Origin of the sequence: Amycolatopsis sp. NPDC026612 (genome assembly GCF_040638285.1) — a bacterium.
Lineage (GTDB): Bacteria > Actinomycetota > Actinomycetes > Mycobacteriales > Pseudonocardiaceae > Amycolatopsis.
Genome location: NZ_JBEZYB010000046.1, coordinates 16,939 through 39,911, shown reverse-complemented (window position 1 = coordinate 39,911; position 22,973 = coordinate 16,939). Strand labels below are relative to the sequence as shown.

Sequence of the window (22,973 nt, the reverse complement as noted above, 5' to 3'; positions counted from 1 at the left end):
ATTCGGTGGGGCGGGCGATCAGGTCAGGTTGTGGACGCCGAGGTAGAGCAGGGCGGCGAGGGCGCCGCCGGCCAGCGGGCCGACGACCGGGATCCACGAGTAGCCCCAGTTGGCGTTCGCCTTGTTCCGGATCGGCAGCAGGAAGGCGTACGCGATCCGCGGGCCGAGGTCGCGGGCCGGGTTGATGGCGTAGCCCGTCGGCCCGCCGAGCGAGGTACCGATCACGAGCACGACGAACGACACGCCCGCGTAGCCGAGTGCAGCGTTGCCGAACTGCGGGACCTGCTCCTTGTCGGGGAGTGCGGCCGGGCTGAGCAGGATCCACGCGACCAGAACGAAGGTGCCGATGACCTCGGTGACGAGGTTCCACGCGGTGTTCGGGATCTGCGGTCCGGTGGAGAAGATGCCGAGGGTGTTCTCGGGCTCCGGGTGGTCGTCGAACTGCAGCTTGTAGGTGGCCCAGCAGAGCACCGCGCCGATGATGGCGCCTGCCATCTGGCCGATGAAGTAGAAGGGGACGTCGGCCCACGGGGTCTTGCCCGAGATGGCCAGGCCCAGCGTCACCGCCGGATTCAGGTGCGCGCCGCTCGGCGCGGCGATGCTGGCGCCGGTGAAGACCGCGAACGCCCAGCCGAAGTTGATGAACAGGAAACCCGAATTGAAGCCGTTGTTCTTGCGCAGCACGTGGTTGGCCACCACGCCGTTGCCGAGCAGGATCAGCGCTGCCGTTCCCAGCAGCTCCCAGACGATTATCGCTCCAGCACTCACCGCTGCACCTCCACACTGGACACTCTGCGCAGGGTCGATCACGGCGTGCCACGGCACCGTTGCCGACCCACGTCCGGGCGACGTTACCCGGGCGTAGAAGCCCGAACCAAGCACCGGGCAGCCGAATCTTTTCAAGATCGCGGAGGGTTACGCCACAAGTGTCATCCGTGGACGGGCGAATGATCACCAGGTCGTGCGATGCTGGAAGCCTCGCCGGCACGAGGAGGATGTCACGTGGCTCAGCACGCAGCGGAGACCAACCCGGCTCGCCTGGGCCCGGTCAACCGGGAAGAGACGTGGCAGCGGCTCGGCAAGGAGACGTTCGACCTCGTCGTCATCGGTGGCGGTGTGGTCGGGGCGGGCACGGCGCTGGACGCCGCGACGCGCGGCCTGCGGGTCGCCCTCGTCGAGGCCCGTGACCTCGCGTCCGGGACGTCGAGCCGGTCGAGCAAGCTCTTCCACGGCGGCCTGCGGTACCTGGAGCAGCTCGAGTTCGGGCTCGTGCGCGAAGCGCTGCGCGAGCGCGAACTGATGCTGACGACCATCGCGCCGCACCTGGTGAAGCCGGTCAGCTTCCTCTACCCGTTGACGCACCGCGTGTGGGAGCGGCCGTACACCGCGGCGGGCCTGCTGATGTACGACACGATGGGGGGCGCCCGGAGCGTCCCGGGGCAAAAGCACCTGACCCGCGCCGGCGCGCTGCGGATGGTGCCGGCGCTCAAGCGGTCCGCGCTGATCGGCGGGATCCGCTATTACGACGCGCAGTCCGACGACGCCCGCCACACGATGACCGTGGCGCGCACGGCGGCGCACTACGGCGCGGTCGTGCGGACGTCCACCCAGGTCGTCGGGTTCCTCCGGGAGGCCGACCGGGTGTCCGGCGTGCGCGTGCGCGACGTCGAGGACGGGCGCGAGACGGAGATCTCGGCGGCCGCGGTGATCAACTGCACCGGCGTGTGGACCGACGAGCTGCAGCGGCTGTCGGGCGGGCGCGGCCGGTTCCGGGTGCGCGCGAGCAAGGGCGTGCACATCGTCGTCCCGCGTGACCGGATCGTCTCGGAATCGGGGATGATCCTGCGCACCGAGAAGTCGGTGCTGTTCGTGATCCCGTGGCGCAACCACTGGATCGTCGGCACGACGGACACGGACTGGGAGCTCGACCTGGCCCACCCGGCGGCCACGAAGCACGACATCGACTACATCCTCGAACACGTCAACACCGTCTTGGCGACGCCGCTGACGCACGACGACATCGAAGGCGTGTACGCGGGCCTCCGGCCGTTGCTGGCGGGGGAGAGCGAAGAGACGTCGAAGCTGTCACGCGAGCACGCGGTGGCGAGGGTCGCCCCCGGCCTGGTGGCGATCGCGGGCGGCAAGTACACGACGTACCGGGTGATGGCGGCGGACGCCGTCGACGCGGCGGCGGTGGACCTGCCGGGCCGCTCCCAGCCGTCGATCACGGACAAGGTCCCGCTGCTGGGCGCGGACGGTTACCACGCGCTGGTCAACCAGGCCGACCACCTGGCCGCCGAGCACGGCCTGCACCCCTACCGGGTGCGGCACCTGCTGGACCGCTACGGCTCGCTGGTCCACGAGGTCCTGGCTGCGGCGGAGGGTCGCCCGGAGCTGCTGAAGCCGATCGAGCACGCCCCGGACTACCTGGGCGTCGAAGTGGTGTACGCGGCTTCGCACGAAGGAGCGCTGCACCTGGAGGACGTCCTGGCCCGCCGGACGCGCATCTCGATCGAGTACGCGCACCGCGGCGTCGACTGCGCCGAGCAGGTGGCGACGCTGGTGGGCGAGATCCTCGGCTGGTCACCCGAAACGGTGAAGCACGAAATCGAGGTCTACCGGGCGCGGGTGGAGGCGGAGCGCGAGTCCCAGTCCCAGCCGAGCGACGAAGCGGCGGACGCCCTGCGGTCGGCGGCGCCGGAAGCCCGGGCGGGGATCGTGGAGCCGGTGAGCTGACGGGACGTCAGGACGTCCGGTGCCAGCGGATCAGGCGCTCCCCCGTCGGAGCGCGCTGCGTCTCCGGGCCGACCAACGTGAACCCGCAGCGCTCCGCCACGATCGCCGAGGCCGTGTTGCTCTCCTCGTACCGGTAGCTCACCTCGGTCAGCCCCAGGCCCCCGAAACCGAACCGAAGAGCCGCGTTCAACGCCGTTGTCGCGATGCCCTTGCCCCGCTCCGCGGGGTGGACCCAGATCGTCGCCTCCGCGTACGCCGCGTCGAGGTTCAGTTCGCGCAGGCCCACTTCACCGAGAAGCCGTCCCGACGTCGGTTCCGCTATCGCCCACGAACAGCGCTCGTCGCCGGCCCACTGGGCCGCTCGCAGCGCCACGTACTCCGTTGCCTCGTCCAGCGTGCGCAAGCGGTAGTTCAGCACGTACTTGCGGTGCGTCGGGTCGGCGAACGCCTCCATCAGCAGCGGGCGGTCGTCGATGTGCCGGTCGGCGCGCAGCTGCCGCAGGTAGTACGTGCCCGCGTTGATCTCCACCGGTTCCACTCCACCCAGCCTAGCCAGGCCGGGAGCACGCCGCTCCCGGCCCGGCCATCACCGCCTCAGCGCAGGCTGTACCGCCACACCACCGGCCGGCCGGCGTCCGACAGGGCCCCGTCGGACACCACGCCCGCGATCGTCCCGTCGTCGCCGACCGCCTTCGCGTGCCCCTCGGTGTACCCGGCGAGGGGCAGCGGGCCCAGTGCCCGTCCGGCGAGCCACGCCGACAGGGGCCCCAGCGGGCCGGTGGGGTCGGGGCGGGGGCCGTCTCCCACGATCAGGCCGAACCTGTTGAGCCCGAACGTCGTGCTGGAGGACGGCAGGACCTCCGGCTGCGCGGGGGACCGCCACCGCACACCGTGGTTGACGAGCATGTCGGAGCCGAAGAAATTGCCGGTGATCTGCCCCTTCCGGATGGCCGCCGCGTGGACGTACGCCGCTCCCTGCGGGGCGGTGAGCTGCTGCAACACTCCGTCGCGCCAGGTGTAGGACTTGCCGGACGCGTTCATCAGAACCGTGCCGTCGTCGTCGATGTCCACCGCGCTCAGGTACGGCGGGCCGGTGATCACCACCGGGTGCGCCCGGTCCCCGGCAGGCCAGAGCACGGCCACCCCGTCGCCGCTGTTCGGCTGGGCGTTGGCGAGGACGTCGCCGCGTTCGTTCAACGCCACCGCGCGCAAGGACGCCCAGTCGCCCGGCACGAGCAAGCGCTCGTAGCGGCCGTGGTCGAGCACGAGGGGCTGCGACCAGAACCCGCCCTTGGCGTCGCCGAGGATCGTCCCGGCGGAGTTCTCGTCCACGACGTCGGCGGCCTCGTAGCCGTCGGGCTGCGGGTGAACGGTGGGCCGCCCCTGCGACCAGGTCACGATGTGGGAAATCCCGTCCAGCCAGAGGTCCCCGGCGTACCCGCCGTGGCTGTCGTTGCCCTGAACGTGCGCGAAAGCGTCCGCGAAGCCGTCGGGCATGGCCAAGAGCTCGGCCTCCCAGTGCCCGAGCCCCGGCGCTTCGGCCGCCTCGGCCGGCTGGGCCAGCGTCACCGCGCACGCCGCGGCCGCCGCCAGGACGGCCGCGCGTCTCATCGATCCGAATCCCATGTGGATCCCTCCCCTTGTTCGGCGTCTCGTTCACGCGTGACGCCGGAGAAGGGTTTAGCGTCGGCGGCGCATCCCCGCGATCGCCGCGACGACCAGCGGCAGCGCGACCGAGATGATCAGCAGCCTGCCCCGGGACAGGATCAGCACCGCGATCGCGAGGACGATCGCGATCGGCACCGCGCCCGCGGTCAGGAACCGCACCAGGACGTTGTCGTCCGGAGACGCCACCGGGACCCGGGGCGCGGAAGCACCGTTCAGCAGGGCGCTCGGCTTGGGTGAGGGCAGGTCGTCGAACAGCGGGACGAGGTCGCTGACCCGCCTGGCCGCGGTGACCTTCGCGGACCGGGACCCGTACTCGTCGATGTCGAGCCGCCCGGTGCGGACGTGCTCTTCGAGGACGTCCAGGGCGTCCTGGCGTTCGGCGTCGCTCAACCGCATGTCACCCACGGCCGGATCAGCGGCCCAGCTCGCGCCGGTAGGAGTCGCGCAGTTCGCGCCGGCGCTCCCGGTCGCGCAGGTGCCGGTCACGGCGGTCGTGGTGGTGCCCGTGCCCCCACATCGCGCGGCCGAACACGCTGAGCCCGATCGGGATCAGGATGAGCGTCCCGTGCACCAGGCCGGTGGCGATCAGCGCGAGCGTCGCGATCCAGACCAGTGGGACGAACGCGGCCACGAACCGCTGCCCCGACGACCAGCCCACCGGGGCCACCGGCCGTGGCGCCGGCTCGGTCTCCTTCGACGCTTCCGCGGCGACGGCCTTCGGGACGTCGTCGTACTGCGGGTGCGGGGCCGGCAGGTCGGCGAAGATCTCGCCGAGCTCGCCGCGCGTCTTGGCCGCGGTGATCCGGGCCGAGCGTTCGCCGTACTCGTCGATGTCGATCCGCCCCGCGGTCATGTGCTCACCGAGCGCGGACAGCGCGGACTCACGGTTCTGGTCGCTGATCCGCAGCTGCGGAGACGGGACTTCGGTCACCTGGTCGATGGTAGGCCGCCCCGGGGGCGGCCCACCACGACATCTGTAACGAACCGCGCTACTTGATCTCGAGAAGCTGCGTGCCCTGCGTCACGGCGGCGCCGACCTCGACCGAAAGTCCGGTGACGGTGCCCGCTTTGTGGGCGGTGACCGGGTTCTCCATCTTCATCGCCTCGAGGACGACGATCAGCTCACCGGCTTCGACCGTCTGGCCCTCTTCGACGGCGACCTTCACGATCGTGCCCTGCATCGGAGCCGTGACGGCGTCGCCGCTCACCGCCGCCTTGGTGCCGCCGGCGCGCTTGCGCGGCTTCGCCTTGACCGCGGTCCCGCCGCCACCGCCGCCTTCGAGCGCGAACCCGCCCGGCAACGACACCTCCAGGCGTCGCCCGCCGACCTCGACCACGACGTTCTGCCGCGGCTGTTCGTCCGCGGCCTCGATGTCCGGCGCCACGAACGGCTCGATCTTGTTGTCGAACTCCGTCTCGATCCAGCGCGTGTGGACGCTGAAGCCGTTCTCGTCGCCGATGAAGGCCGGGTCGTTCACGATCACGCGGTCGAACGGCAGGACCGTCGCCATGCCTTCGACGACCATCTCGTCGAGGGCGCGGCGGCTGCGCTCGAGGGCGTTGTTCCGGTCCGACCCGGTGACGATCAGCTTCGCCAGCATCGAGTCGAACTGCCCGCCGATGACGCTGCCGGACTCGACGCCGGAGTCGACGCGCACGCCGGGGCCGCTCGGCGCGACGAACTTCGTCACCGTGCCCGGGGCGGGCAGGAAGCCGCGGCCGGCGTCCTCGCCGTTGATGCGGAACTCGATCGAGTGGCCGCGCGGCTCGGGGTCTTCGGTGATCCGCAGCTTCTCGCCGCGCGCGATGCGGAACATCTCGCGGACCAGGTCCAGGCCGGTCGTCTCCTCCGACACCGGGTGCTCGACCTGCAGCCGCGTGTTGACCTCGAGGAAGGAGATGGTGCCGTCGACGGCCACGAGGTACTCGACCGTGCCGGCACCGTAGTAACCGGCTTCCTTGCAGATCGCCTTCGCGGACTCGTGGATGCGCTTGCGCTGCTCGTCGCTCAGGAACGGCGCGGGCGCCTCTTCGACGAGCTTCTGGTGCCGTCGCTGCAGCGAGCAGTCGCGGGTGCCGACGACGATCGCGTTGCCGTGCATGTCGGCCAGCACCTGGGCCTCGACGTGCCGCGGCTTGTCCAGGTAGCGCTCGACGAAGCACTCGCCGCGGCCGAACGCGGCGACGGCCTCGCGCGTGGCCGACTCGAACAGCTCGGGGATCTCTTCGCGCGTGCGGGCGACCTTGAGGCCGCGGCCGCCACCGCCGAACGCGGCCTTGATGGCCACCGGCAGGCCGTACTCGTCGGCGAACGCGACGATCTCGTCGGCGTCCTTCGCCGGCTCTTTCGTGCCCGGCACCAGCGGCGCACCCGCGCGCAGGGCGATGTGGCGGGCGGTGACCTTGTCGCCGAGGTCGCGGATGGCCTGCGGGCTCGGCCCGATCCAGGTCAACCCGGCGTCGAGGATGGCCTGGGCGAAGTCCGCGTTCTCGGAGAGGAAGCCGTAGCCCGGGTGCACCGAGTCGGCGCCCGAGCGCTTGGCGGCGTCCAGGAGCTTGTCGAAGTTCAGGTAGCTCTCGGCGGCCGTCGTGCCGCCCAGCGCGAAGGCTTCGTCGGCCAGCCGGACGTGGGGTGCGTCGCGGTCCGGGTCGGCGTACACCGCGACGCTGGCCAAGCCGGCGTCTTTGGCGGCTCTGATGACGCGTACCGCGATTTCGCCACGGTTGGCGACCAGGATCTTGGTCACCGGACCACCCGTGGATTCGCCGATTTGCTCGGCCACCCCGCACCTCCTGCGTCCGACAGCTGCATTGCTGACCGCCCACGCGGCATCAGGGAAGTCTACGGATATGCCGTCTCGAGTCTCTCGAGTGAGAGGTGAACCACGCTCAGACGTGGTGGCGCAGCTCCTCGGGCAGCGGCGAGTCGAGCACGATCACGTCGTACGGGTTCGCGGTGTGCACCTTCGGCAGGTGCTCGGTGTTCACCAGCACCCACGGCTGGTGCTCGCCGCAGCAGTCGATCAGCCGGTCCAGCGCGGTGAACGCGACCAGTGCGGTACGGCCGTCCGGCGTGCGGCGCAGCTCGATCGACGCGCCTTCGGTGGTGGTGTCGACCGGGCCGGTCGGGAGGTACAGGGCGGGGGGCAGGTTCGGGTTCGTCACCCGGACAACATAGACGGACACGTTCCGCTACCCATGACCCCGTCGGGTTGAACCCGACACATCGCGCCGGGGCGCTGCCGACCGGCGGTCGCGAAGCGGCTTACCCTCTGCCTTATGCGGACTACGGCAGCGCGGACGCCTCGGTCGGCGCTGCTCACCGCGGTGCTGGCCGCGGTGGTGACCGTGGGCGCGATCGGCGCGGTGTTCCTGCTGCGGCCGCGGCCCGAGGTGCCGTCCGGCGCGGCTGAGCTCTCCGCCGCGCCGGTGCCGCCGGTGGTGACCTGTGGCGGCGGCCCGTGCCGCCAGCTCGCGGCGGTGACGGTCGGCGGCACGCCGGTGGTGCTGCTCACCGACGCGGCGGGGGGCTCGGCGCGGCTGCGCGTCGGGCCCGAGCCGGGGACGGTGTTCGAGCTGTCGATCGCCGAGCTGGACGTGCGGCTGGACCAGAACTCGCTGCGCTGCATCGACGGCCCCGCCCCGGCGTGCCTGGTCCGCGGGGACGTCGGCGACGACGGCACGGCCGCGTACGGCGAGCTGCTGGTCGGCAGCGGGGGAGTGTGGCGCGACCCGGGCAAGCCGTTCTACGCGGACGCCGGCACGCTGGCGCTCTACGACGTCACGGCCGACGCCAGTCCCGACGTGATCGTGGTCCGCCACGACTGCCCGGGCGTGGCCTCCGGCACCCCGAAGTGCGGGGCGGCCCCGGTGCTGGGCGAGGTGTACGACCTGACGGGCCGGTCGGTGGGCTGCACGCGGCGGGTGACGTCGCCGTCGGACCTGCGCGGCTGGCCGGACATCCGGCTCAGCCGCGCCGATCTCCGCGCCTGCCCGTCCTGAAGCGGAGCCGTCACTTTCACGTGAAAGTGACGTGGAGGGCCGGCCTCCGGATCACTTTCACGTGAAAGCGCGGTCAGGCGGGAGTGGGGGCCGCGTGGCGGGCTGTGGAGCCGTCGTCGGAGTGCTCGGGACGGTCGGTTGGGGTGTTCAGGACCTCGTCGTCGAGGAGGCCTTCGCTGCGCGCCACGATCGTCGGCACCACGATCTGGCCCGCGACGTTCGTCGCCGTGCGCATCATGTCCATGATCGGGTTGACCGAGTAGATCAGTGCCAGGCCCAGTGCCACCTGCTTGGCGTCGAGACCGATGAACGACGTCGTCAGCGTGAACGCCGTCAGCCAGCCGGTGGTCCCGGCGGTCGCCAGTGCGCCGACCACGGCCACCACGACGATGCCCGCGTACTGCCAGAAGTTCAGCGACACCCCGGCCAGGTTGGCCACGAAGATCGCCGCGATCGCCGGGAAGACCGCCGCGCAGCCGTCCATCTTCGTCGCGCTGCCGAGCGGCGTCGCGAAGGCCGCGTACGACGGCTGGACGCCGAGGTTGACCGCGGACTGGCGGGTCAGCGGCAGTGTCGCGGCCGAGGACTGCGAAGCGAACGCGAACTGGATCGCCGTGCCCGCCTTCGCGAAGAACTTCAGCGGGCTGACCTTCGCCACGAACTGCAGCAGGATCGGGTAGACGACGAACAGCACGAGCAGGCAGCCGACGTACACCGCGAGCGTGGTGGAGAACAGCGGCCGGAACAGCGCGTCGCCGTAGTTCGAAACCGCCGCGCCGATCAGGCCGATGATGCCGATCGGGGCGAGCCGGACGATCCAGCCGAGGTAGCGCTGGATGATCTCGAACACGCTCGTCGTGAAGTCCACGAACGGCTTCGCCTTGTCACCCAGGCTGTAGGCCGCCGCGCCGATCACCAGCGCGAGGAACAGCACCTGCAGCGTCTCGCCGTCGGCGAACGCCTTCACGAAGTTCTCCGGCAGCAGCCCGTTGACGAAGGCGTCCCACGAGCCCCAGTGGTCGACGCTCTTCGCCGCTTTGTCGGCGTTCTTGGCGGTGGCTTCGACGCCGCCGAGCCCGCCGGCGCCGGGGTTGAAGAGCCGGCCGACCGCGATGCCGATCAGCGAGGCGATGAACGACGTGATCGCGAACCACAGCACCGTCTTGCCGCCGAGGCGCGCGGCGGTGCGGCCGCCGCCCAGGCCGCGGAGGCTGTTGATGCCGACCACGATCGCCGTGAAGACCAGCGGGATCACCGCGATCTGCAGCAGCGTGGTGAAGATGGTGCCGATCTGGTCGAGGAGATCGGTCAGCCAGCCGGCTTCGGTCTGCCGCGCGACGACACCCAGCAGGGCGCCGACGACGAGCGAGCCGAGAACCGCGGCCGCGAACACCCGCGGTTTGGTGTACGTCCGTAGAAAAGACACGGGGCGACTCCGGTGCTTGAAAGTTACAGTCAGTCTTGCCGGGTAAAGAGAACGTCAGGCAAGGGAGGACTCTTCCGGATCACCCGTGGGTGTGGCGCCCTTCTCAGGATGCGGGAGGCCGCCAGAGGTCCACGACACTCACGCCGACCTCCGCCAGCAATCGGCGCGTCAGCGGCAGGCTGATGCCGATCACGCTCGTGTGGCCGCCGTCCAGTCCGTCGACGAACCAGCCGCCCAGGCCGTCGATCGTGAAGCCGCCGGCGACGTTGAGCGGCTCGCCGCTGGCGATGTAGGCGTCGATCTCGTGCGCGCTCGGCGTGCCGAACCGGACGGTGGTCGCTTCCCAGCCGGACGTCTCCTTCGCGCGCGTCCCGCCGTCGAGCCGGACGACCGCGTGGCCGGTGAGGAGTTCACCGGATGTCCCGGCCATCGCGGCCCAGCGGCGGTGCGCGATGTCCGGCGAACCCGGTTTCCCGACCATCTGCCCGTGGATCGAAAGCATCGAATCGCAGGCGACGACGACGGCGTCCGGGTGCACCGCGGCGACCTGGTCGACGACCGCTTCGGCCTTGGCCGCGGCGAGGGCCGTGACCAGTTCGGACGGTGCCGGATCGGTCAGGGAGGCGGCTACGGCGTCCTCGTCGACGCCGGAGACGAACACGGCGGGCTCGAGGCCCGCGGCGCGCAGGAGGGCGAGGCGGGCGGGGGACTGGGAGGCGAGGACGAACTGCACGACTGAAACTTACTGGGCGGAGCGGCCGTGACCGAATTGTGACCGGCGTCACTCTATGGGCGAGCTATTTTGTTGTGGCTCGCAACTTATAGATCGACGGATCGTCACGGAGAGAACCCAATGCCGCTCCTCCGCACCACGAGATCACTGCGCGCCACTCGAACCACTGTCCTGGCCGCCCTGCTCCTCGCGGGCACGGCCCTCGTCCCGATGGCGTCCGCCACCGCGACGCCGCTCTACAAGAACCCGCACGCTCCAGTGTCCCAGCGCGTCAAGGACCTGATGGCGCGGATGACCCTGGACGACAAGGTCGGGCAGATGACCGAGGGCGAGCGCGGGTCCGCGACGCCCGCCCAGTCCGCCGCCGCCCGGCTCGGCTCCATCCTCTCCGGCGGCGGTTCGACGCCGACGCCGAACACCCCGGCCGCGTGGGCGGACATGATCGACGCCTACCAGAAGGCGGCGGCGACGACCGGCCTCGGCATCCCGATCATCTACGGCGCCGACACCGTGCACGGCCACAACAACGTCTACGGCGCCACGGTCTTCCCGCACAACATCGGCCTGGGGGCCGCGAACGACCCGGGGCTGGTCGAGAAGATCGGCGCGATCACCGCCGACGAATCCGCCGCCACCGGCGTCAAGTGGGGCTTCGCGCCCTGCCTGTGCGTCGCCCGCGACGACCGCTGGGGCCGCACGTACGAGTCCTTCGGCGAGATTCCCCGCAACGCCGTCGAGAACTCCGTGGTCATCGAAGGCCTGCAGGGCCGCTCGCTCGACGCCCCGACGTCGATCATGGCCACGGCCAAGCACTTCATCGGCGACGGCGGCACCACCGGCGGCGACGACCAGGGCAACACCCAGATCAGCCTGGACGAGCTGCGGCGCATCCACCTGCCGCCGTTCCGGGCCGCGGTCGACCACGGCGTCGGCTCGGTGATGATCAGCTTCAACAGCTGGAACGGGGTCAAGGACCACGGCAACAAGTTCCTGATCACCGACCTGCTCAAGGGCGAACTGCACTTTTCCGGGTACGTGATCTCCGACTGGAACGGCATCGACCAGATCGACGGCCAGGAGGGCTTCACCGCCGCCGAGGTCAAGCAGGCCGTCAACGCCGGGATCGACATGATCATGGTCCCCTACGACTACCAGAAGTTCATCGCCACGCTGAAGGCCGAAGTGCTCAACGGGGACGTCCCGATGTCCCGCATCGACGACGCCAACCGGCGGATCCTCACGAAGAAGTTCGAGCTCGGCCTGTTCGAGCACCCGTACACCGACCGTTCGCTGCAGCAGGACTTCGGCAGCGCGGCGCACCACGCCGTGGCGCGCCAGGCGGTGCGGGAGTCGCAGGTGCTGCTGAAGAACGACGGCGTGCTGCCGCTGGCCAAGCGGAACAACAAGATCTTCGTGGCCGGGAAGAACGCGAACGACATGGGCAACCAGGCGGGCGGCTGGACGCTCACCTGGCAGGGCCAGAGCGGCGAGCGGGTCATCCCGGGCACGACGGTCCTCGACGGCATCAAGGCCGGTGCCGGGAAAGGCTCGGTGGTGACCTATGACCGTGCGGGTGGCGGAATCGACTCCAGCTACAAGGTCGCGGTCGCCGTGGTGGGCGAAACGCCGTACGCCGAAGGGAACGGAGACCGCCCCGACGGCCTCGGTCTCGACGCCGAAGACCTCGCCCTCATCGGCAAGCTGAAGGCTTCCGGCGTGCCCCTGGTCGTGGTGACCGTCTCCGGACGGCCGCTGGACCTCGCCGCGCAGCTGCCGTCGTTCGACGGGCTGGTGGCGGCCTGGCTGCCGGGCTCGGAAGGCGCCGGCGTCGCGGATGTGCTGTACGGCGACTACAACCCGACCGGGAAGCTGAGCTTCACCTGGCCGAAGAGCTCGTCGCAGGAACCGATCAACGTCGGTGACGGCAAGCAGGGCCTGTTCCCCTACGGGTACGGCCTGTCCTACCGCCGCCACCACTAGACCACCGCTCCCGCGGTCCGCGTGGGCCCCCGCTCCGGTTCCCGACAACCGGAGCGGGGGCTCACCCGGTTTTCAGGCCGCGGCCGCTTCGGGAGCGGGCGCCGGGGTTTCCCAGCTCGGCTTGAGCTGCCGCATCACCGCCGCCGACACCACCCCCAGCAGGAGCACGCCCATCGGCAGCAGCATCGTCACGCGGGCCGCATCGGTCAGTCCACTGTGGACCACCTCGGTGGCCAGCTTCCCGGCCTGCGCGGCGATCTCCGCGGGCAGCCCCGGCATCGGCGACGGACCGCCCGCCGAGCCGAACTCCCCGGTGCTCGCCGCGGCGTGCGCGATCCCCTCCGTGAACGGGGCCCGGTACTGCTCCGGCAGCTGCGAAGCCGCCTTCGTCGCTTCGTCCGCGATGGACGCGCTGATCCGCGCCTGCAGCAGGACGCCGATGGCAGCGCTGCCGAGCACGCCGCCCACCTGACGCGCGGTGTTGAAGATGCCCGACGCGGTCCCGGCCAGCCGCGGCGCGACCGACCCCATCGTCAGGTTGCTCATCGGCGAGAAGATGCAGCCGATGCCGAGCCCGCACACCAGCAGGGCCGGGACGAACGACCAAGCGCTGCTCGTCGGTGTCGCCTGCCAGGCGATGATGCCCAGTCCGGCCGCGAGCGCCGCCAGGCCGAACATCACCAGGTACTTGCCGTTGACCTTGTCCGACGCGCGCCCGACGAACGGCGCGATGATGCCGGACAGCAGCGACATCGGCGCGGTCAGCAGGCCGCCCATGGTGGGGCTCAGCCCGAGCACCGACTGGATGTAGATGACCAGCGGCAGGAACATGCCGGTCATCGCGAAGCCGACGGTGGCCGCGGTCAGCGTCCCGGCCGAGAAGTTCCGGTTCGAGAACACCTGCAGCGGCAGCAGCGGCTCGCGCTTGTTGAAGCGCTGCCAGACCACGAACGCGATCATCAGCACCACACCGGCGGCGATGATCTCGAACACCGTGATCCCGCCGAAGACGGTGCCCCAGTCGTACTGCTGGCCGTTCTGCACGCCGAACACGATGCAGAGCAGTGCCGCGGCGGAGAGCAGGATGCCGAGCACGTCGAACGAGTGCGAGTGCTTCGGCTGCCAATCCGGCACCAGCAGCAGCGTGAGCACGACGGCGATCACGCCGATCGGCACGTTGACGTAGAAGATCCACTCCCAGCCGAAGTGGTCGACCAGGACCCCGCCGAGCAGCGGGCCGGCGATCGTCGCCAGCCCGGCGACGCCGCCCCACATGCCCATCGCCGGGCCGCGCTTGGCCGGCGGGAACAGGTGCGTGATGAACGCCAGCGTCTGCGGCGTCATCAGCGCGGCGCCGAGACCCTGCACGGCCCGGGCGGCGATGAGCATCTCGACGTTGCCGGACAGGCCGCACCACAGCGACGCGCCGGTGAACACGATCAGCCCGGCGAGGAACACGCGCTTCGGGCCGAAGCGGTCACCGAGCCGGCTGGTGAACAGCATCGGCACGGCGTAGGTGAGCAGGTAGACGCTGATCACCCAGACGATCGAGTTCAGCCCGGCGCCCAGCTCGCGCAGCATGGTCGGGATCGCGATCGACACGATCGTCGTGTCGAGCAGGATCATGAAGAAGCCGAGGCACAGCGCGCCCAGCGCGGCCCACGGATTAGCTTGTCTTGCGTTCATCGTCGTCTTCCTTGGTGATGAGCGTGAGCTTGGGTTGTCCGTCGTCCTGGAACGGGATCCGCCCGGACCGCAGGTCGTCATGGAGCCGCTCGGTCCACCCGAGCTCGAACTTCCGGTGGTCGCACTGGTAGCGCCAGTCCAGCCAGTAGATCGCCGGCGTTTCGTCTTCGGCCAGCCGCTGCAGCACCGCCTCGTCGGCGGCCACCGCGGCGCGCAGCCGGGTGATCCGGTGTTCGAGCTCGATCAACGAGGCTTCGTGCCCCAGTTCGTCGATCACCGCGAGTCCCGACAGGTAGGCGGGGAACTCGGTGGCGAGGTCCCCGAGCAGCTCGCGGCCTCGCTGGGTGAACTCGTCCAGCCCCGTCTGCGTCATGCCGTAGACGGTCCGTTCGGGCCGTCGTCCGTCACGTTGCGTGTCGACGATCTCGATGAATCCGGCCCGGAGCAGGCGCTCCACGGTGTGGTAGAGCGAGCCCGCTTTCACGTTGACCCGCATGTGGACGTACCGCTCACGCATGAGCTGGGCCATCTCGTACGGGTGCAGCGGCCTCTCGTGTAGCAGCTCCAGCACGGCGAGGCCGAGTGGCGTCAGCTTGGGCGAGGCCATGACTTCGATTCCTCCAGGTCGGTTATTCCACGTGGACTATACGACTTGGGCTAACCCGAGGTCCACGGTCATTCCTGTGACCGTCCGTACACAGCGTGAAAGCCCCCATGATGCGGTCATGGGGGCTTCCACGGCGTCTCTCAGAAGGGCCAGTCGGCGTTCTGGCCCCTCTCCAGCAGCGGGATCATCCGGAACGCCTGGTCGCTCAGGCCGCCGAACGTGTGCCGGTGCGCACCGCCGGACGGCGCGTGGCCGGCCCGGTAACCCGCCAGGTTCCACGTGTACAGCGGCACGTGCGCGGGCAGTGCCTGCCCGACGTCGCCGTACGCGGCCTGCTCGTCGGTGAGGATGACGACGCGGTCGTGCTTCGCGAAGTGCTTCTTCACCGCGCCCGCCGTGTCGGTGCCGCCGCCGATGAAGAACCCGCCGGACTTCCAGCGCTCGACGTCGCTCAGCAGTGAGCCGCCCCGGCGCAGCTTGAACACCTTGGTGCCCCGGCCCCAGTAGCCGTTCGAGAACGACACGACGTCGGCCTTCTCGCAGCGCCGGCCGAGGGCCAGGCCGAACACCGCCGCCGCGTCCCAGCGCATCAGGCTGCCGTCCTTGCTGAAGCGGTCGTTCATCGACGCCGAGGTGTCGACGAGGATCAGCGTCCGCCCGGCGAGCCACGGCACGTTCGCCAGCGCGTGCGCGATCGCCTGCTCCAGCGCCCACGCCCACCGCAGCGACGGCGCCGCGCGGTGGGCCGCGAGGAACCGCATGGGCAGCTGCCGCGACTTCGCGACCTGCGCCGGGTCGGCGAGCCGCTCGGCGACCTGCCGCGCGACGGCGTCCGAGACGCCGGCCTCGTCGAAGTTGCGGAGGTTCCGCAACAGCGCCATGTAGCCCATCGACGGGATCAGTGCCTCCCAGACGCGCGCGTCCAGGGGACCCTGCAGCCAGCCGGCGACCGACTCCCACGTCATGCCCGCGGCGTGGAGCACGTCCGCGGCGTCCGGCCGGCCGAACAGCGCACGGCGGCGGCCGGCGTCCCACGACAGCAGCTCCGCGCGGGCGCGCAGCGTCTTCAGGACGTCCGGGATCGCGTTGCCGCGGGCGTGCCGCTCGTCGAGGACGTGCCGGAACAGCTCGCCCTGCGCGTCGTCGCGCTTCCCCGGGTGGGTCAGCTCGAGGACGTCGGCGAACCGGAACGCCCGCGCGGCGGAGTCCCACTTGACGAAGGAACGCTCGTCGTACAGCTTCTCCGCCGCGTCGGCGACGCCCCGCTTGACCGGCTTCGGCACGGCGCGGCCGTGCACGGAAGTCCAGTAGGCGAGCAGCTCACCGGGCTCGTCGGCCCGCTGCAGCACCTCGGCGACGACTTGGCGGCTCAGCCCGTCGAGGTCGGCGTCCCGGCGCGCCTTGGCGAACTCGGCGGCACCGACGAGCGACGCCGTCCGCAGGTTCGCGTCGGTGCGCAGCCACCGCAGAAAGCGGACTGTCCATTCTGGATCATCCAAAGTAGACCGGTGGATCAGCTCGGCGTAGCGGGTGTCGCGGGTGTCCGCGGACTCGTAGAAGGTGGGCTCGCCGACCAGGTTGGCGACGGCGAGCAGGAAGAGCGCGGACTTCGGGTCGCGCGCGTAGCCGGCGCCGCCCTCGTGGGTGACCGTGGACGGCGTGGCCTCGCCGCGGACCGGAGAGGTCGCGGCGGGTGCTCGTGCGGTGTTGAACTTGCTCATTTCTTCCCCCTCTTGCGGAGGGAGCCACGGCCACAGCGATGCCCGAGATCGAAGTCGGTGAAGGTACGTAGCTGTTCTGCCACTGAACTACCGGACCGAGTGGTCCGGGAGGGATTCGAACCCCCGACCTGCCCATTAAGAGTGGAAGTAACCCTCGCCTGCGCACCGGGCATCGGTGAAGCCGCGGCTCCCGAGATCTTCGTGGCCCACGGATTTCTCGTTTACCGCAGGAAGTAGCCGTGGGCCTCGCACCGGGAGTGCGTGATGAAGTTGGAGTGCCCGAGGTCTCGGCCGGCGAAGGTGTCGACCGGCCACCGTGAGGCGGCCGGTTTTGGATTCGAACCAATGGGATACCGGAAGTAACCTTCCCCGTCGCACCGGGCGAGATCCAAGGTAGCAAGCGATCGGCCGGAGCTCGACCGGTTTTCCGGCGGTCTCCCCTGACGCCGTCGAGCCGCCCGCGAACGGGCGCACAAGTAGTTCGCATCAAGAACCATGTATGCTATGTTCGTAGTACGAACTAAAACTGGGAGGAATCATGGTGCACTTCGGTATCGGCGTGTCCACGGCAGTCACCGCCGTCCCCGAGACGCTGAAGCTGGCCGGCCAAGCCGACCGCAGCGGGCTCGACCTCATCACCGTCTCCGATCACCCCTACTACGCCGACCGGCTCGACGCGTACGCCGAAATCGGGGTTCTGCTGGGGAAGACCGAACGGATCTCCGGCCTGGTCAGCGTGACCAACCTGCCGACGCGGCCCGCGTCGATGCTGGCCCGCACCGTCACGTCGCTGTCCGCGCTGACCGGTGGCCGGATCGTGCTCGGCATGGGCGTCGGCGGGTTGTGGGACGACATCGCGCGGCTCGGCTTCACCAAGCTGACGCCGGGACAGGCCGTCCGCGCCTTCGAGGAGGGGATCCGGCTGGTGAAGCTGCTGGGCGGGGGCGGCGAGCCGGTCACCTTCGACGGCGAGTTCTACCAGGTCACCGCCCTGGAGCCGGCCGCGGAAGCGATGCCGCCGGTGTGGACCGGCTCGGTGGGGCCGAAGTCGCTCGCCGTCACCGGGCGCGTGGCCGACGGGTGGATGCCCGGCCGCGCCGCCGACTGGCTCAGCGAGCGCTACCGCACTTCGCGCCCGGTGATCGACCAGGCCGCGGTGGAGGCCGGGCGCGACCCCGGTGACATCGCCACCGTCTACAACTTCCCCGGGCGCATCACCGCGGAGCCGCTCGCGAAGACCCGCGCCGAGGACGGCAGCTGGATCGGCGGCTCGCCGGACCAGTGGATCGAGGAGCTGACCGGTGCGGTGCTGGAGCACGGCGCCGCGGGGTTCGTGCTGTTCGGGCTGGATCGCGGCACGCCGGATGAGACGGCCGCCGCGCGCTGGGCCGAGGAGATCGTGCCCGCCGTGCGCGAGGCCGTCGCGAAGTAGGCTGACCGGATGGGAAAGAGCGGGGCGGAACTCGGGGTGGTGGCCGGGCTCGTGCGGGCGTCGTTCCTGGTGAACGCCGTCTACGCCGAGTCTGCCCGCGAGTACGGGCTGACCGTGCAGCAGGGGCAGCTGCTGTGCGTGCTGATGGGACGGCCGTACGGCATGGGCGACCTTGGCGCGACGCTCGGCCTGGAGAAGTCCGGCCTCACCGGCCTGGTCGACCGCGCGGTGCGGCGTGGGCTCGTCCGCCGCGAGCCCGATCCGGACGACCGCCGGGCCGTGCACGTCCTCCTGACCGGGGAAGGCCACGAGCTCGCGGAGGACTTCTACGCGGCGACGTGCCGCCGCGTCGACGAGCTGGCCGCGAGCCTGGGCACGCCGGACCGCGACCGGCTCGCGGCGCTGCTGGGCACGATCGTGCGGGAAAACGAAGCCCCGACCGTTTTCCTGGACACCGTGCAGCGTTGAGCCGTCAGCCCTGAGGCAACCCCGAAGCGCGCCAAGCACCTTCGCCGGGGTGAAGCGGCTTACGCAGCGAAGCAGCGTGATCGCCCCACCACGACGTACGCGGCTTCGGCTTTTCCGGTGCCTTCGCGGCCGACGCCGCGGCGACGACCGCCGTCAGCGCGGCCAGCTCGGCGTCGCTCGGGTTTCCGCGGACCACCCGCAGCAGGGGGCGCTGTTCTTCGCTCACAGCGTCGCTCACAGCGGGATGTTCCCGTGCTTCTTGGGCGGCAGCGATTCCCGTTTGTTCTGCAGCAGCGCCAGCGCCCGCCCGACGTGGCCGCGGGTGTGCGCCGGCACGATCACCGAGTCGACGTACCCGCGCTCGGCGGCCGCGTACGGGTTCAGCAGCGTGTCCTCGTACTCCTGGATCAGCTCGGCCCGGAGCTGATCCACATCGCGTCCCTCGGAGGCCGCCTTCGCCAAGGTCTTGCGGTGGACGATGTTCGCCGCGCCCTGGGCGCCCATCACCGCGACCTGCGCGGTCGGCCACGCCAGGTTGAGATCGGCGCCGAGGTGCTTCGACCCCATGACGTCGTACGCGCCGCCGTACGCCTTGCGCGTGATCACCGTGACCAGGGGGACCGTCGCCTCCGCGTAGGCGTAGATCAGCTTCGCGCCGCGGCGGATGATGCCGTTCCACTCCTGCTCGGTGCCCGGGAGGAAGCCGGGGACGTCGACGAAGGTGAGCACCGGGATGTTGAACGCATCGCAGGTGCGGACGAACCGCGCGGCCTTCTCGGACGCGTCGATGTCGAGGCAGCCGGCGAACTGCGTCGGCTGGTTGGCCACGACGCCGACGCTGCGGCCGTCGACGCGGCCGAAGCCGACGATGATGTTCGGGGCGAACAGCTCGTGGACCTCGAGGAAGTCGCCGTCGTCGACGACCCGGGTGATCACCTCGTGCATGTCGTACGGGGTGTTCGGCGAGTCCGGGATGATCGTGTCGAGCTCGCGGTCGGCGTCGGTGACGTCCTCGAAGAACCCGGCCGGGCTGTCCGGTTGGTCGAACACCGGCGCGTCGGACAGGTTGTTCTGCGGCAGGTAGGAGAGCAGTTCCTTGACGTAGGCGATGGCGTCCTCGTCGTCGGAGCCGAGGTAGTGCGCGACGCCGGACTTCGTGTTGTGGGTGCGGCCGCCGCCGAGTTCCTCGAAGGTGACGTCCTCGCCGGTGACCGTCTTGACGACGTCCGGGCCGGTGATGAACATCTGCGAGGTCTCGTCGACCATCACGACGAAGTCGGTCAGCGCCGGGGAGTAGACGTGCCCGCCCGCGTTCGCGCCCATGATCAGCGAGATCTGCGGGATGACGCCGGAGGCCTGCACGTTGCGGCGGAAGATCTCGCCGTAGAGCCCGAGCGAGACGACACCCTCCTGGATGCGCGCGCCGCCGCCCTCGTTGATGCCGATGATCGGCCGGCCGGTCTTGATCGCCAGGTCCATCACCTTGACGATCTTTTCGCCGTACACCTCGCCGAGGCTGCCGCCGAAGACGGTCACGTCCTGGCTGAACACGCACACCGGGCGGCCGTCGACGGTGCCGTAGCCGGTGACGACGCCGTCGCCGTACGGGCGGTTCTTCTCCTGCCCGAAGTTGGTCGAGCGGTGCCGGGCCAGCTCGTCGAGCTCGACGAACGAGTTTTCGTCGAGCAGCAGCTTGATTCGCTCGCGCGCGGTTTTCTTGCCCTTGGCGTGCTGCTTCTCCACCGCGCGGGCCGAACCCGCGTGCACCGCCTCGTCGTACCGGCGGTACAGGTCGGCCAGCTTGCCGGCCGTGGTGTGGATGTCCGGTTCATCCTCGGGCGGCGTCCCGAGCGGCTCCGTCGCACTGCTCATGCCACGGGAGCTTAGCTACTTGCCGGTCACTTGGCGTGTGGCGTAGGCAACGTCCATGGACATCCGGACCCTGGCCGTCGCCGACCTGCCCGCCTGCTCCGACCTGGCCGAGTCCCGCTCGTGGCCGCGGGAGCCGCCGAAGTGGACGCTGCTGCACGAGACCGGGACGGTGTTCGGGATCGACGCCCCGGACGGCCACGGCCTGGCCGCTTCCTGCGTGCTGGTGCCGTTCGACGGGGTGGCGTCGATCTCGATGGTGCTGGTCGCGCCCCGCTACGAGCGGCGGGGCCTGGGCCGGGCGATCACCGCGCACGCGATCGCGGCGGCGGGCGACCGGATCGTCTGGCTCCACGCGTCCAAGTACGGCCTTCCGCTGTACGAGTCGATGGGGTTCGTCGCCGACGGCGGCTGCCAAGGCCACGCCGGGACGTTCGCCGACGACGGCGGCCCGGCGGCTTCGCCCGGGTCGCCGTCCGACGTCTTCCCGCTGGATCTCGCGGCTCAGGGCGTCGACCGGCGCCCGTTCCTGGAGCGGCTGGGGAAGCCGTTCGTGGTCGACGGCGGCTTCGCGTTCGGGACCGACATCGGCCACGTGACGGTGATCGGCCCGGTCGTCGCGGAGACGGAAGAGCAGGCGCGGGCGCTGATCCGCGGGGTGGCGCGGTCGGCGCCCGGCGCGGTGCGGGTGGACCCGGACTTCCGCTTCCCGGGCCTCATCGGGTGGGTCCGCGAGCGCGGCCTGGTCCCGACGGCCCCGGCGCCGCGGCTGGTCCTCGGCGGGCGGTCGCTACCGGGTGACTGGACGCTGCGCTTCGCCCCCTTCACCCGCGCGGTCGGGTGAGTGGCTCACGGGCACGATTCAGGACGCCGTGGGCCGGACCAGCCCGGATTCGTACGCGGCGATCACCAGCTGGGCCCGGTCCCGCGCGGCGAGCTTGTGCAGCAGCCTGCCGATGTGGGTCTTCACCGTCGCGATGCCGAGGTGCAGGCGCGCGGCGATCTCGTCGTTGGACAGTCCCCGCGCGATCAGCGACAGCACCTCCTGCTCGCGCGCCGTCACCCCGTCCAGCCGGGTCACCGGCCCCGACGGCAGGCGCGCGAACTCCGCCACCAGGCGGCGGGTCACCGAGGGGGCCAGCAACGCATCGCCGGAAGCCACGACTTCGATCGCCGCCAGCAGGTCCGCCGGGCGGGTGTCCTTCAGGAGGAACCCGCTCGCGCCCGCGCGCAGCGCCGAATAGACGTACTCGTCGAGGTCGAACGTCGTCAGCATCAGCACCCGGACGTCGGTTTCCGCGCAGATCCGGCGGGTCGCCTCGATGCCGTCCATCTCCGGCATCCGGACGTCCATGAGCACGACGTCCGGCCGCTCGACGCGGCTCAGGGCGACCGCCTCGGCGCCGTCGGACGCCTCGCCGACGACCTCGAGCCCCGGCGCGCTGTCGACCAGCACCCGGAAGCTGCCGCGCAGCAGCGCCTGGTCGTCGGCGATCAGGACGCGGGTCATCGGGTCGCCACCGCTTCTTCGTAGGGCAGCCGCGCGAAGACGCGGAAGCCGGTTTCGGCGGGTGCCGCGGAGAATTCCCCGGCGTAGACCGCGACGCGTTCGCGCATCCCGATCAGCCCGTGACCGGGGACGGCCTCGCCGCCGCGGCCGTCGTCGAGCACCTCGATGCGCACTTCGCCGTCACCGCCGGTGACCCGGATCCGGCACGTCCCCGCGCCCGCGTGCTTGACCACGTTGGTCAGTGCCTCCTGCACGATCCGGTACACCGACTGGCCGACGCCGCCGGGCAGTTCGGTGAGGCCGTCGATGACGAGGTCGACCGTGGGACCCGCCTGCTGCGCGCGTTCGGCGAGCGCCCGCAGGTCGTCGAGCGTCGGGGCGGGTGCCAGTGCCGGGACACCGGTGCCGTCGCGGAGCACGCCGAGCATGCGCCGCAGCTCGGCCAGGGTCTCGCGGCTGGTGTCTTCGATGACGCGCAGCGCGTCTCGGGCCTGGTCGGGCTGTTCGAGGGCGACGTGGTTGCCGACCGCCGCTTTCACCGCGATCAGGCTCATGCTGTGGGCGACCACGTCGTGCATCTCCCGGGCGATCCGCAGCCGTTCCGCCGAGACCGCTTGCTGGGCATGGGTTTCCCGCTCGATCTCGGCGTGCTCGCGGCGGCCGTGGACGGCGATGCCGAGCGCGAACCCGACGATCAGCGCCGACGCGCCGAAGTTCACCGTCGTCGCCGTGCTCGGGTTCGGCACCGCGATGCCGATCACGCCGACGCCGACCAGTCCGGCCACGAACCCGACCCTGGTCGCCCGGCTGCCGTGGGCCACCACGAACGTGTACAGCGCACAGCCCGCCGCCACGACGGCGACCGCCAGCACCGGCCCGCCGATCGGCACCGCCGCCGCGGTCAGCACCAGGGAGAGGATGTAGGCGGGCCGCGGCCACCAGCGCCGCAGCACGATCGGCACGACGCTCGCCACGAGGATGGTCCAGCCGAGCCAGGCGGGCAGCCACAGCGGCAGCGTCCACGCGCCGGCGGCGAGGTTGCCGCCGGCTCCCAGGGTCAGCACCAGGACGGCCAGCACGTCCAGAACGACGCGAATGCGCATGAACCGACCGTAATGCGGACCTTCCGCCCGCG

At 70.7% G+C, this 22,973-nt stretch carries 22 protein-coding genes and 1 tRNA gene; 6 read left to right on the top strand and 17 right to left on the bottom strand.

Annotated features, from left to right (window positions below; all coding sequences use genetic code 11):
- Nucleotides 1-18: 18 nt before the first annotated feature.
- The gene (locus tag AB0F15_RS31120) at nt 19-768 is read right to left on the bottom strand and encodes an MIP/aquaporin family protein (RefSeq protein ID WP_360277999.1); all 750 of its coding nucleotides are present in this window, start codon (nt 766-768) and stop codon (nt 19-21) included.
- Between the two features lie 234 nt (nt 769-1,002).
- Between AB0F15_RS31120 and AB0F15_RS31115 the strand changes: the two genes are divergently transcribed.
- Entirely contained in the window at nt 1,003-2,736 is a 1,734-nt protein-coding gene (locus tag AB0F15_RS31115; protein WP_360277997.1) for a glycerol-3-phosphate dehydrogenase/oxidase, read from the top strand.
- A 7-nt stretch (nt 2,737-2,743) separates the two neighbouring features.
- Here the strand turns inward: AB0F15_RS31115 and AB0F15_RS31110 are convergent, their stop codons facing one another.
- The 6 genes from AB0F15_RS31110 to AB0F15_RS31085 form a co-directional block, all read right to left on the bottom strand.
- The gene (locus AB0F15_RS31110) at nt 2,744-3,274 is read right to left on the bottom strand and encodes a GNAT family N-acetyltransferase (protein ID WP_360277994.1); all 531 of its coding nucleotides are present in this window, start codon (nt 3,272-3,274) and stop codon (nt 2,744-2,746) included.
- 56 nt (nt 3,275-3,330) lie between these two features.
- Nucleotides 3,331-4,347 (bottom strand): hypothetical protein, encoded by a 1,017-nt coding sequence (locus AB0F15_RS31105; RefSeq protein WP_360277992.1) that lies wholly within the window; start codon nt 4,345-4,347, stop codon nt 3,331-3,333.
- Nucleotides 4,348-4,416: 69 nt separating this feature from the next.
- A complete protein-coding gene (locus AB0F15_RS31100; protein WP_360277989.1) occupies nt 4,417-4,809 on the bottom strand; it encodes a DUF1707 domain-containing protein in 393 nt (130 codons plus the stop codon).
- Nucleotides 4,810-4,816: 7 nt separating this feature from the next.
- Nucleotides 4,817-5,335, bottom strand: coding sequence for a DUF1707 domain-containing protein (locus AB0F15_RS31095; RefSeq protein ID WP_360277987.1), 519 nt, complete (start codon nt 5,333-5,335; stop codon nt 4,817-4,819).
- 58 nt (nt 5,336-5,393) lie between these two features.
- Nucleotides 5,394-7,187: an acetyl/propionyl/methylcrotonyl-CoA carboxylase subunit alpha gene (locus AB0F15_RS31090; protein ID WP_360277985.1), complete on the bottom strand. Its 1,794-nt coding sequence runs from the start codon at nt 7,185-7,187 to the stop codon at nt 5,394-5,396.
- 106 nt (nt 7,188-7,293) lie between these two features.
- Nucleotides 7,294-7,569, bottom strand: a complete 276-nt coding sequence (locus AB0F15_RS31085; RefSeq protein WP_360277982.1) for an SAV_915 family protein — start codon at nt 7,567-7,569, stop codon at nt 7,294-7,296.
- A 114-nt stretch (nt 7,570-7,683) separates the two neighbouring features.
- On the opposite strand from AB0F15_RS31085, the gene AB0F15_RS31080 reads away from it, so the two are divergent.
- Nucleotides 7,684-8,406 (top strand): hypothetical protein, encoded by a 723-nt coding sequence (locus tag AB0F15_RS31080; protein ID WP_360277979.1) that lies wholly within the window; start codon nt 7,684-7,686, stop codon nt 8,404-8,406.
- A 73-nt stretch (nt 8,407-8,479) separates the two neighbouring features.
- Here AB0F15_RS31080 and AB0F15_RS31075 read toward each other — a convergent pair whose 3' ends face one another.
- Entirely contained in the window at nt 8,480-9,832 is a 1,353-nt protein-coding gene (locus AB0F15_RS31075; protein ID WP_360277977.1) for a dicarboxylate/amino acid:cation symporter, read from the bottom strand.
- 103 nt (nt 9,833-9,935) lie between these two features.
- Nucleotides 9,936-10,565, bottom strand: a complete 630-nt coding sequence (locus AB0F15_RS31070; RefSeq protein WP_360277974.1) for a Maf family protein — start codon at nt 10,563-10,565, stop codon at nt 9,936-9,938.
- Nucleotides 10,566-10,685: 120 nt separating this feature from the next.
- Here AB0F15_RS31070 and AB0F15_RS31065 point away from each other — a divergent pair, with 120 nt between their 5' ends.
- Nucleotides 10,686-12,545: a glycoside hydrolase family 3 N-terminal domain-containing protein gene (locus tag AB0F15_RS31065; RefSeq protein WP_360277971.1), complete on the top strand. Its 1,860-nt coding sequence runs from the start codon at nt 10,686-10,688 to the stop codon at nt 12,543-12,545.
- Between the two features lie 72 nt (nt 12,546-12,617).
- On the opposite strand, the gene AB0F15_RS31060 is transcribed toward AB0F15_RS31065, so the two are convergent.
- From AB0F15_RS31060 to AB0F15_RS31045, 4 genes are all read right to left on the bottom strand, one after another.
- Nucleotides 12,618-14,231, bottom strand: coding sequence for a DHA2 family efflux MFS transporter permease subunit (locus tag AB0F15_RS31060; protein ID WP_360277968.1), 1,614 nt, complete (start codon nt 14,229-14,231; stop codon nt 12,618-12,620).
- A complete protein-coding gene (locus AB0F15_RS31055) occupies nt 14,212-14,838 on the bottom strand; it encodes a PadR family transcriptional regulator (protein ID WP_360277965.1) in 627 nt (208 codons plus the stop codon). The genes AB0F15_RS31060 and AB0F15_RS31055 overlap by 20 nt, the downstream gene beginning before the upstream one ends.
- Before the next feature lie 140 nt (nt 14,839-14,978).
- Nucleotides 14,979-16,559 (bottom strand): TROVE domain-containing protein, encoded by a 1,581-nt coding sequence (locus tag AB0F15_RS31050; protein ID WP_360277962.1) that lies wholly within the window; start codon nt 16,557-16,559, stop codon nt 14,979-14,981.
- A gap of 100 nt (nt 16,560-16,659) precedes the next feature.
- Nucleotides 16,660-16,728: transfer RNA gene (locus AB0F15_RS31045), tRNA-OTHER, on the bottom strand.
- A 369-nt stretch (nt 16,729-17,097) separates the two neighbouring features.
- Between AB0F15_RS31045 and AB0F15_RS31040 the strand changes: the two genes are divergently transcribed.
- Together AB0F15_RS31040 and AB0F15_RS31035 are read left to right on the top strand one after the other, a co-directional pair.
- Entirely contained in the window at nt 17,098-17,991 is an 894-nt protein-coding gene (locus AB0F15_RS31040; RefSeq protein ID WP_360277959.1) for an LLM class flavin-dependent oxidoreductase, read from the top strand.
- A 9-nt stretch (nt 17,992-18,000) separates the two neighbouring features.
- Nucleotides 18,001-18,459, top strand: a complete 459-nt coding sequence (locus AB0F15_RS31035) for a MarR family transcriptional regulator (RefSeq protein ID WP_360277956.1) — start codon at nt 18,001-18,003, stop codon at nt 18,457-18,459.
- Nucleotides 18,460-18,463: 4 nt separating this feature from the next.
- Here AB0F15_RS31035 and AB0F15_RS31030 read toward each other — a convergent pair whose 3' ends face one another.
- Both AB0F15_RS31030 and AB0F15_RS31025 read right to left on the bottom strand, forming a co-directional pair.
- On the bottom strand, nt 18,464-18,685 hold the full coding sequence (locus AB0F15_RS31030) for an acyl-CoA carboxylase subunit epsilon (RefSeq protein WP_360278042.1): 222 nt from the start codon (nt 18,683-18,685) through the stop codon (nt 18,464-18,466).
- 8 nt (nt 18,686-18,693) lie between these two features.
- Nucleotides 18,694-20,331, bottom strand: a complete 1,638-nt coding sequence (locus AB0F15_RS31025; protein WP_360277953.1) for an acyl-CoA carboxylase subunit beta — start codon at nt 20,329-20,331, stop codon at nt 18,694-18,696.
- Between the two features lie 55 nt (nt 20,332-20,386).
- On the opposite strand from AB0F15_RS31025, the gene AB0F15_RS31020 reads away from it, so the two are divergent.
- Nucleotides 20,387-21,172, top strand: a complete 786-nt coding sequence (locus tag AB0F15_RS31020; protein WP_360277950.1) for a GNAT family N-acetyltransferase — start codon at nt 20,387-20,389, stop codon at nt 21,170-21,172.
- Nucleotides 21,173-21,190: 18 nt separating this feature from the next.
- On the opposite strand, the gene AB0F15_RS31015 is transcribed toward AB0F15_RS31020, so the two are convergent.
- Nucleotides 21,191-21,838: a response regulator transcription factor gene (locus AB0F15_RS31015; protein ID WP_360277948.1), complete on the bottom strand. Its 648-nt coding sequence runs from the start codon at nt 21,836-21,838 to the stop codon at nt 21,191-21,193.
- Complete coding sequence (locus AB0F15_RS31010) at nt 21,835-22,941, bottom strand: sensor histidine kinase (RefSeq protein ID WP_360277946.1); 1,107 nt, start codon at nt 22,939-22,941, stop codon at nt 21,835-21,837. The genes AB0F15_RS31015 and AB0F15_RS31010 overlap by 4 nt, the downstream gene beginning before the upstream one ends.
- Nucleotides 22,942-22,973 lie beyond the last annotated feature (32 nt).

Bases quoted from the DNA above. Each gene is read 5' to 3' on its own strand.
- AB0F15_RS31105 (WP_360277992.1), bottom strand. From the start codon at position 4,347: ATGAGACGCGCGGCCGTCCTGGCGGCGGCCGCGGCGTGCGCGGTGACG.
- AB0F15_RS31080 (WP_360277979.1), top strand. From the start codon at position 7,684: ATGCGGACTACGGCAGCGCGGACGCCTCGGTCGGCGCTGCTCACCGCG.
- AB0F15_RS31065 (WP_360277971.1), top strand. From the start codon at position 10,686: ATGCCGCTCCTCCGCACCACGAGATCACTGCGCGCCACTCGAACCACT.
- AB0F15_RS31060 (WP_360277968.1), bottom strand. From the start codon at position 14,231: ATGAACGCAAGACAAGCTAATCCGTGGGCCGCGCTGGGCGCGCTGTGC.
- AB0F15_RS31055 (WP_360277965.1), bottom strand. From the start codon at position 14,838: ATGGCCTCGCCCAAGCTGACGCCACTCGGCCTCGCCGTGCTGGAGCTG.
- AB0F15_RS31050 (WP_360277962.1), bottom strand. From the start codon at position 16,559: ATGAGCAAGTTCAACACCGCACGAGCACCCGCCGCGACCTCTCCGGTC.
- AB0F15_RS31040 (WP_360277959.1), top strand. From the start codon at position 17,098: ATGGTGCACTTCGGTATCGGCGTGTCCACGGCAGTCACCGCCGTCCCC.
- AB0F15_RS31035 (WP_360277956.1), top strand. From the start codon at position 18,001: ATGGGAAAGAGCGGGGCGGAACTCGGGGTGGTGGCCGGGCTCGTGCGG.
- AB0F15_RS31025 (WP_360277953.1), bottom strand. From the start codon at position 20,331: ATGAGCAGTGCGACGGAGCCGCTCGGGACGCCGCCCGAGGATGAACCG.
- AB0F15_RS31020 (WP_360277950.1), top strand. From the start codon at position 20,387: ATGGACATCCGGACCCTGGCCGTCGCCGACCTGCCCGCCTGCTCCGAC.
- AB0F15_RS31015 (WP_360277948.1), bottom strand. From the start codon at position 21,838: ATGACCCGCGTCCTGATCGCCGACGACCAGGCGCTGCTGCGCGGCAGC.
- AB0F15_RS31010 (WP_360277946.1), bottom strand. From the start codon at position 22,941: ATGCGCATTCGCGTCGTTCTGGACGTGCTGGCCGTCCTGGTGCTGACC.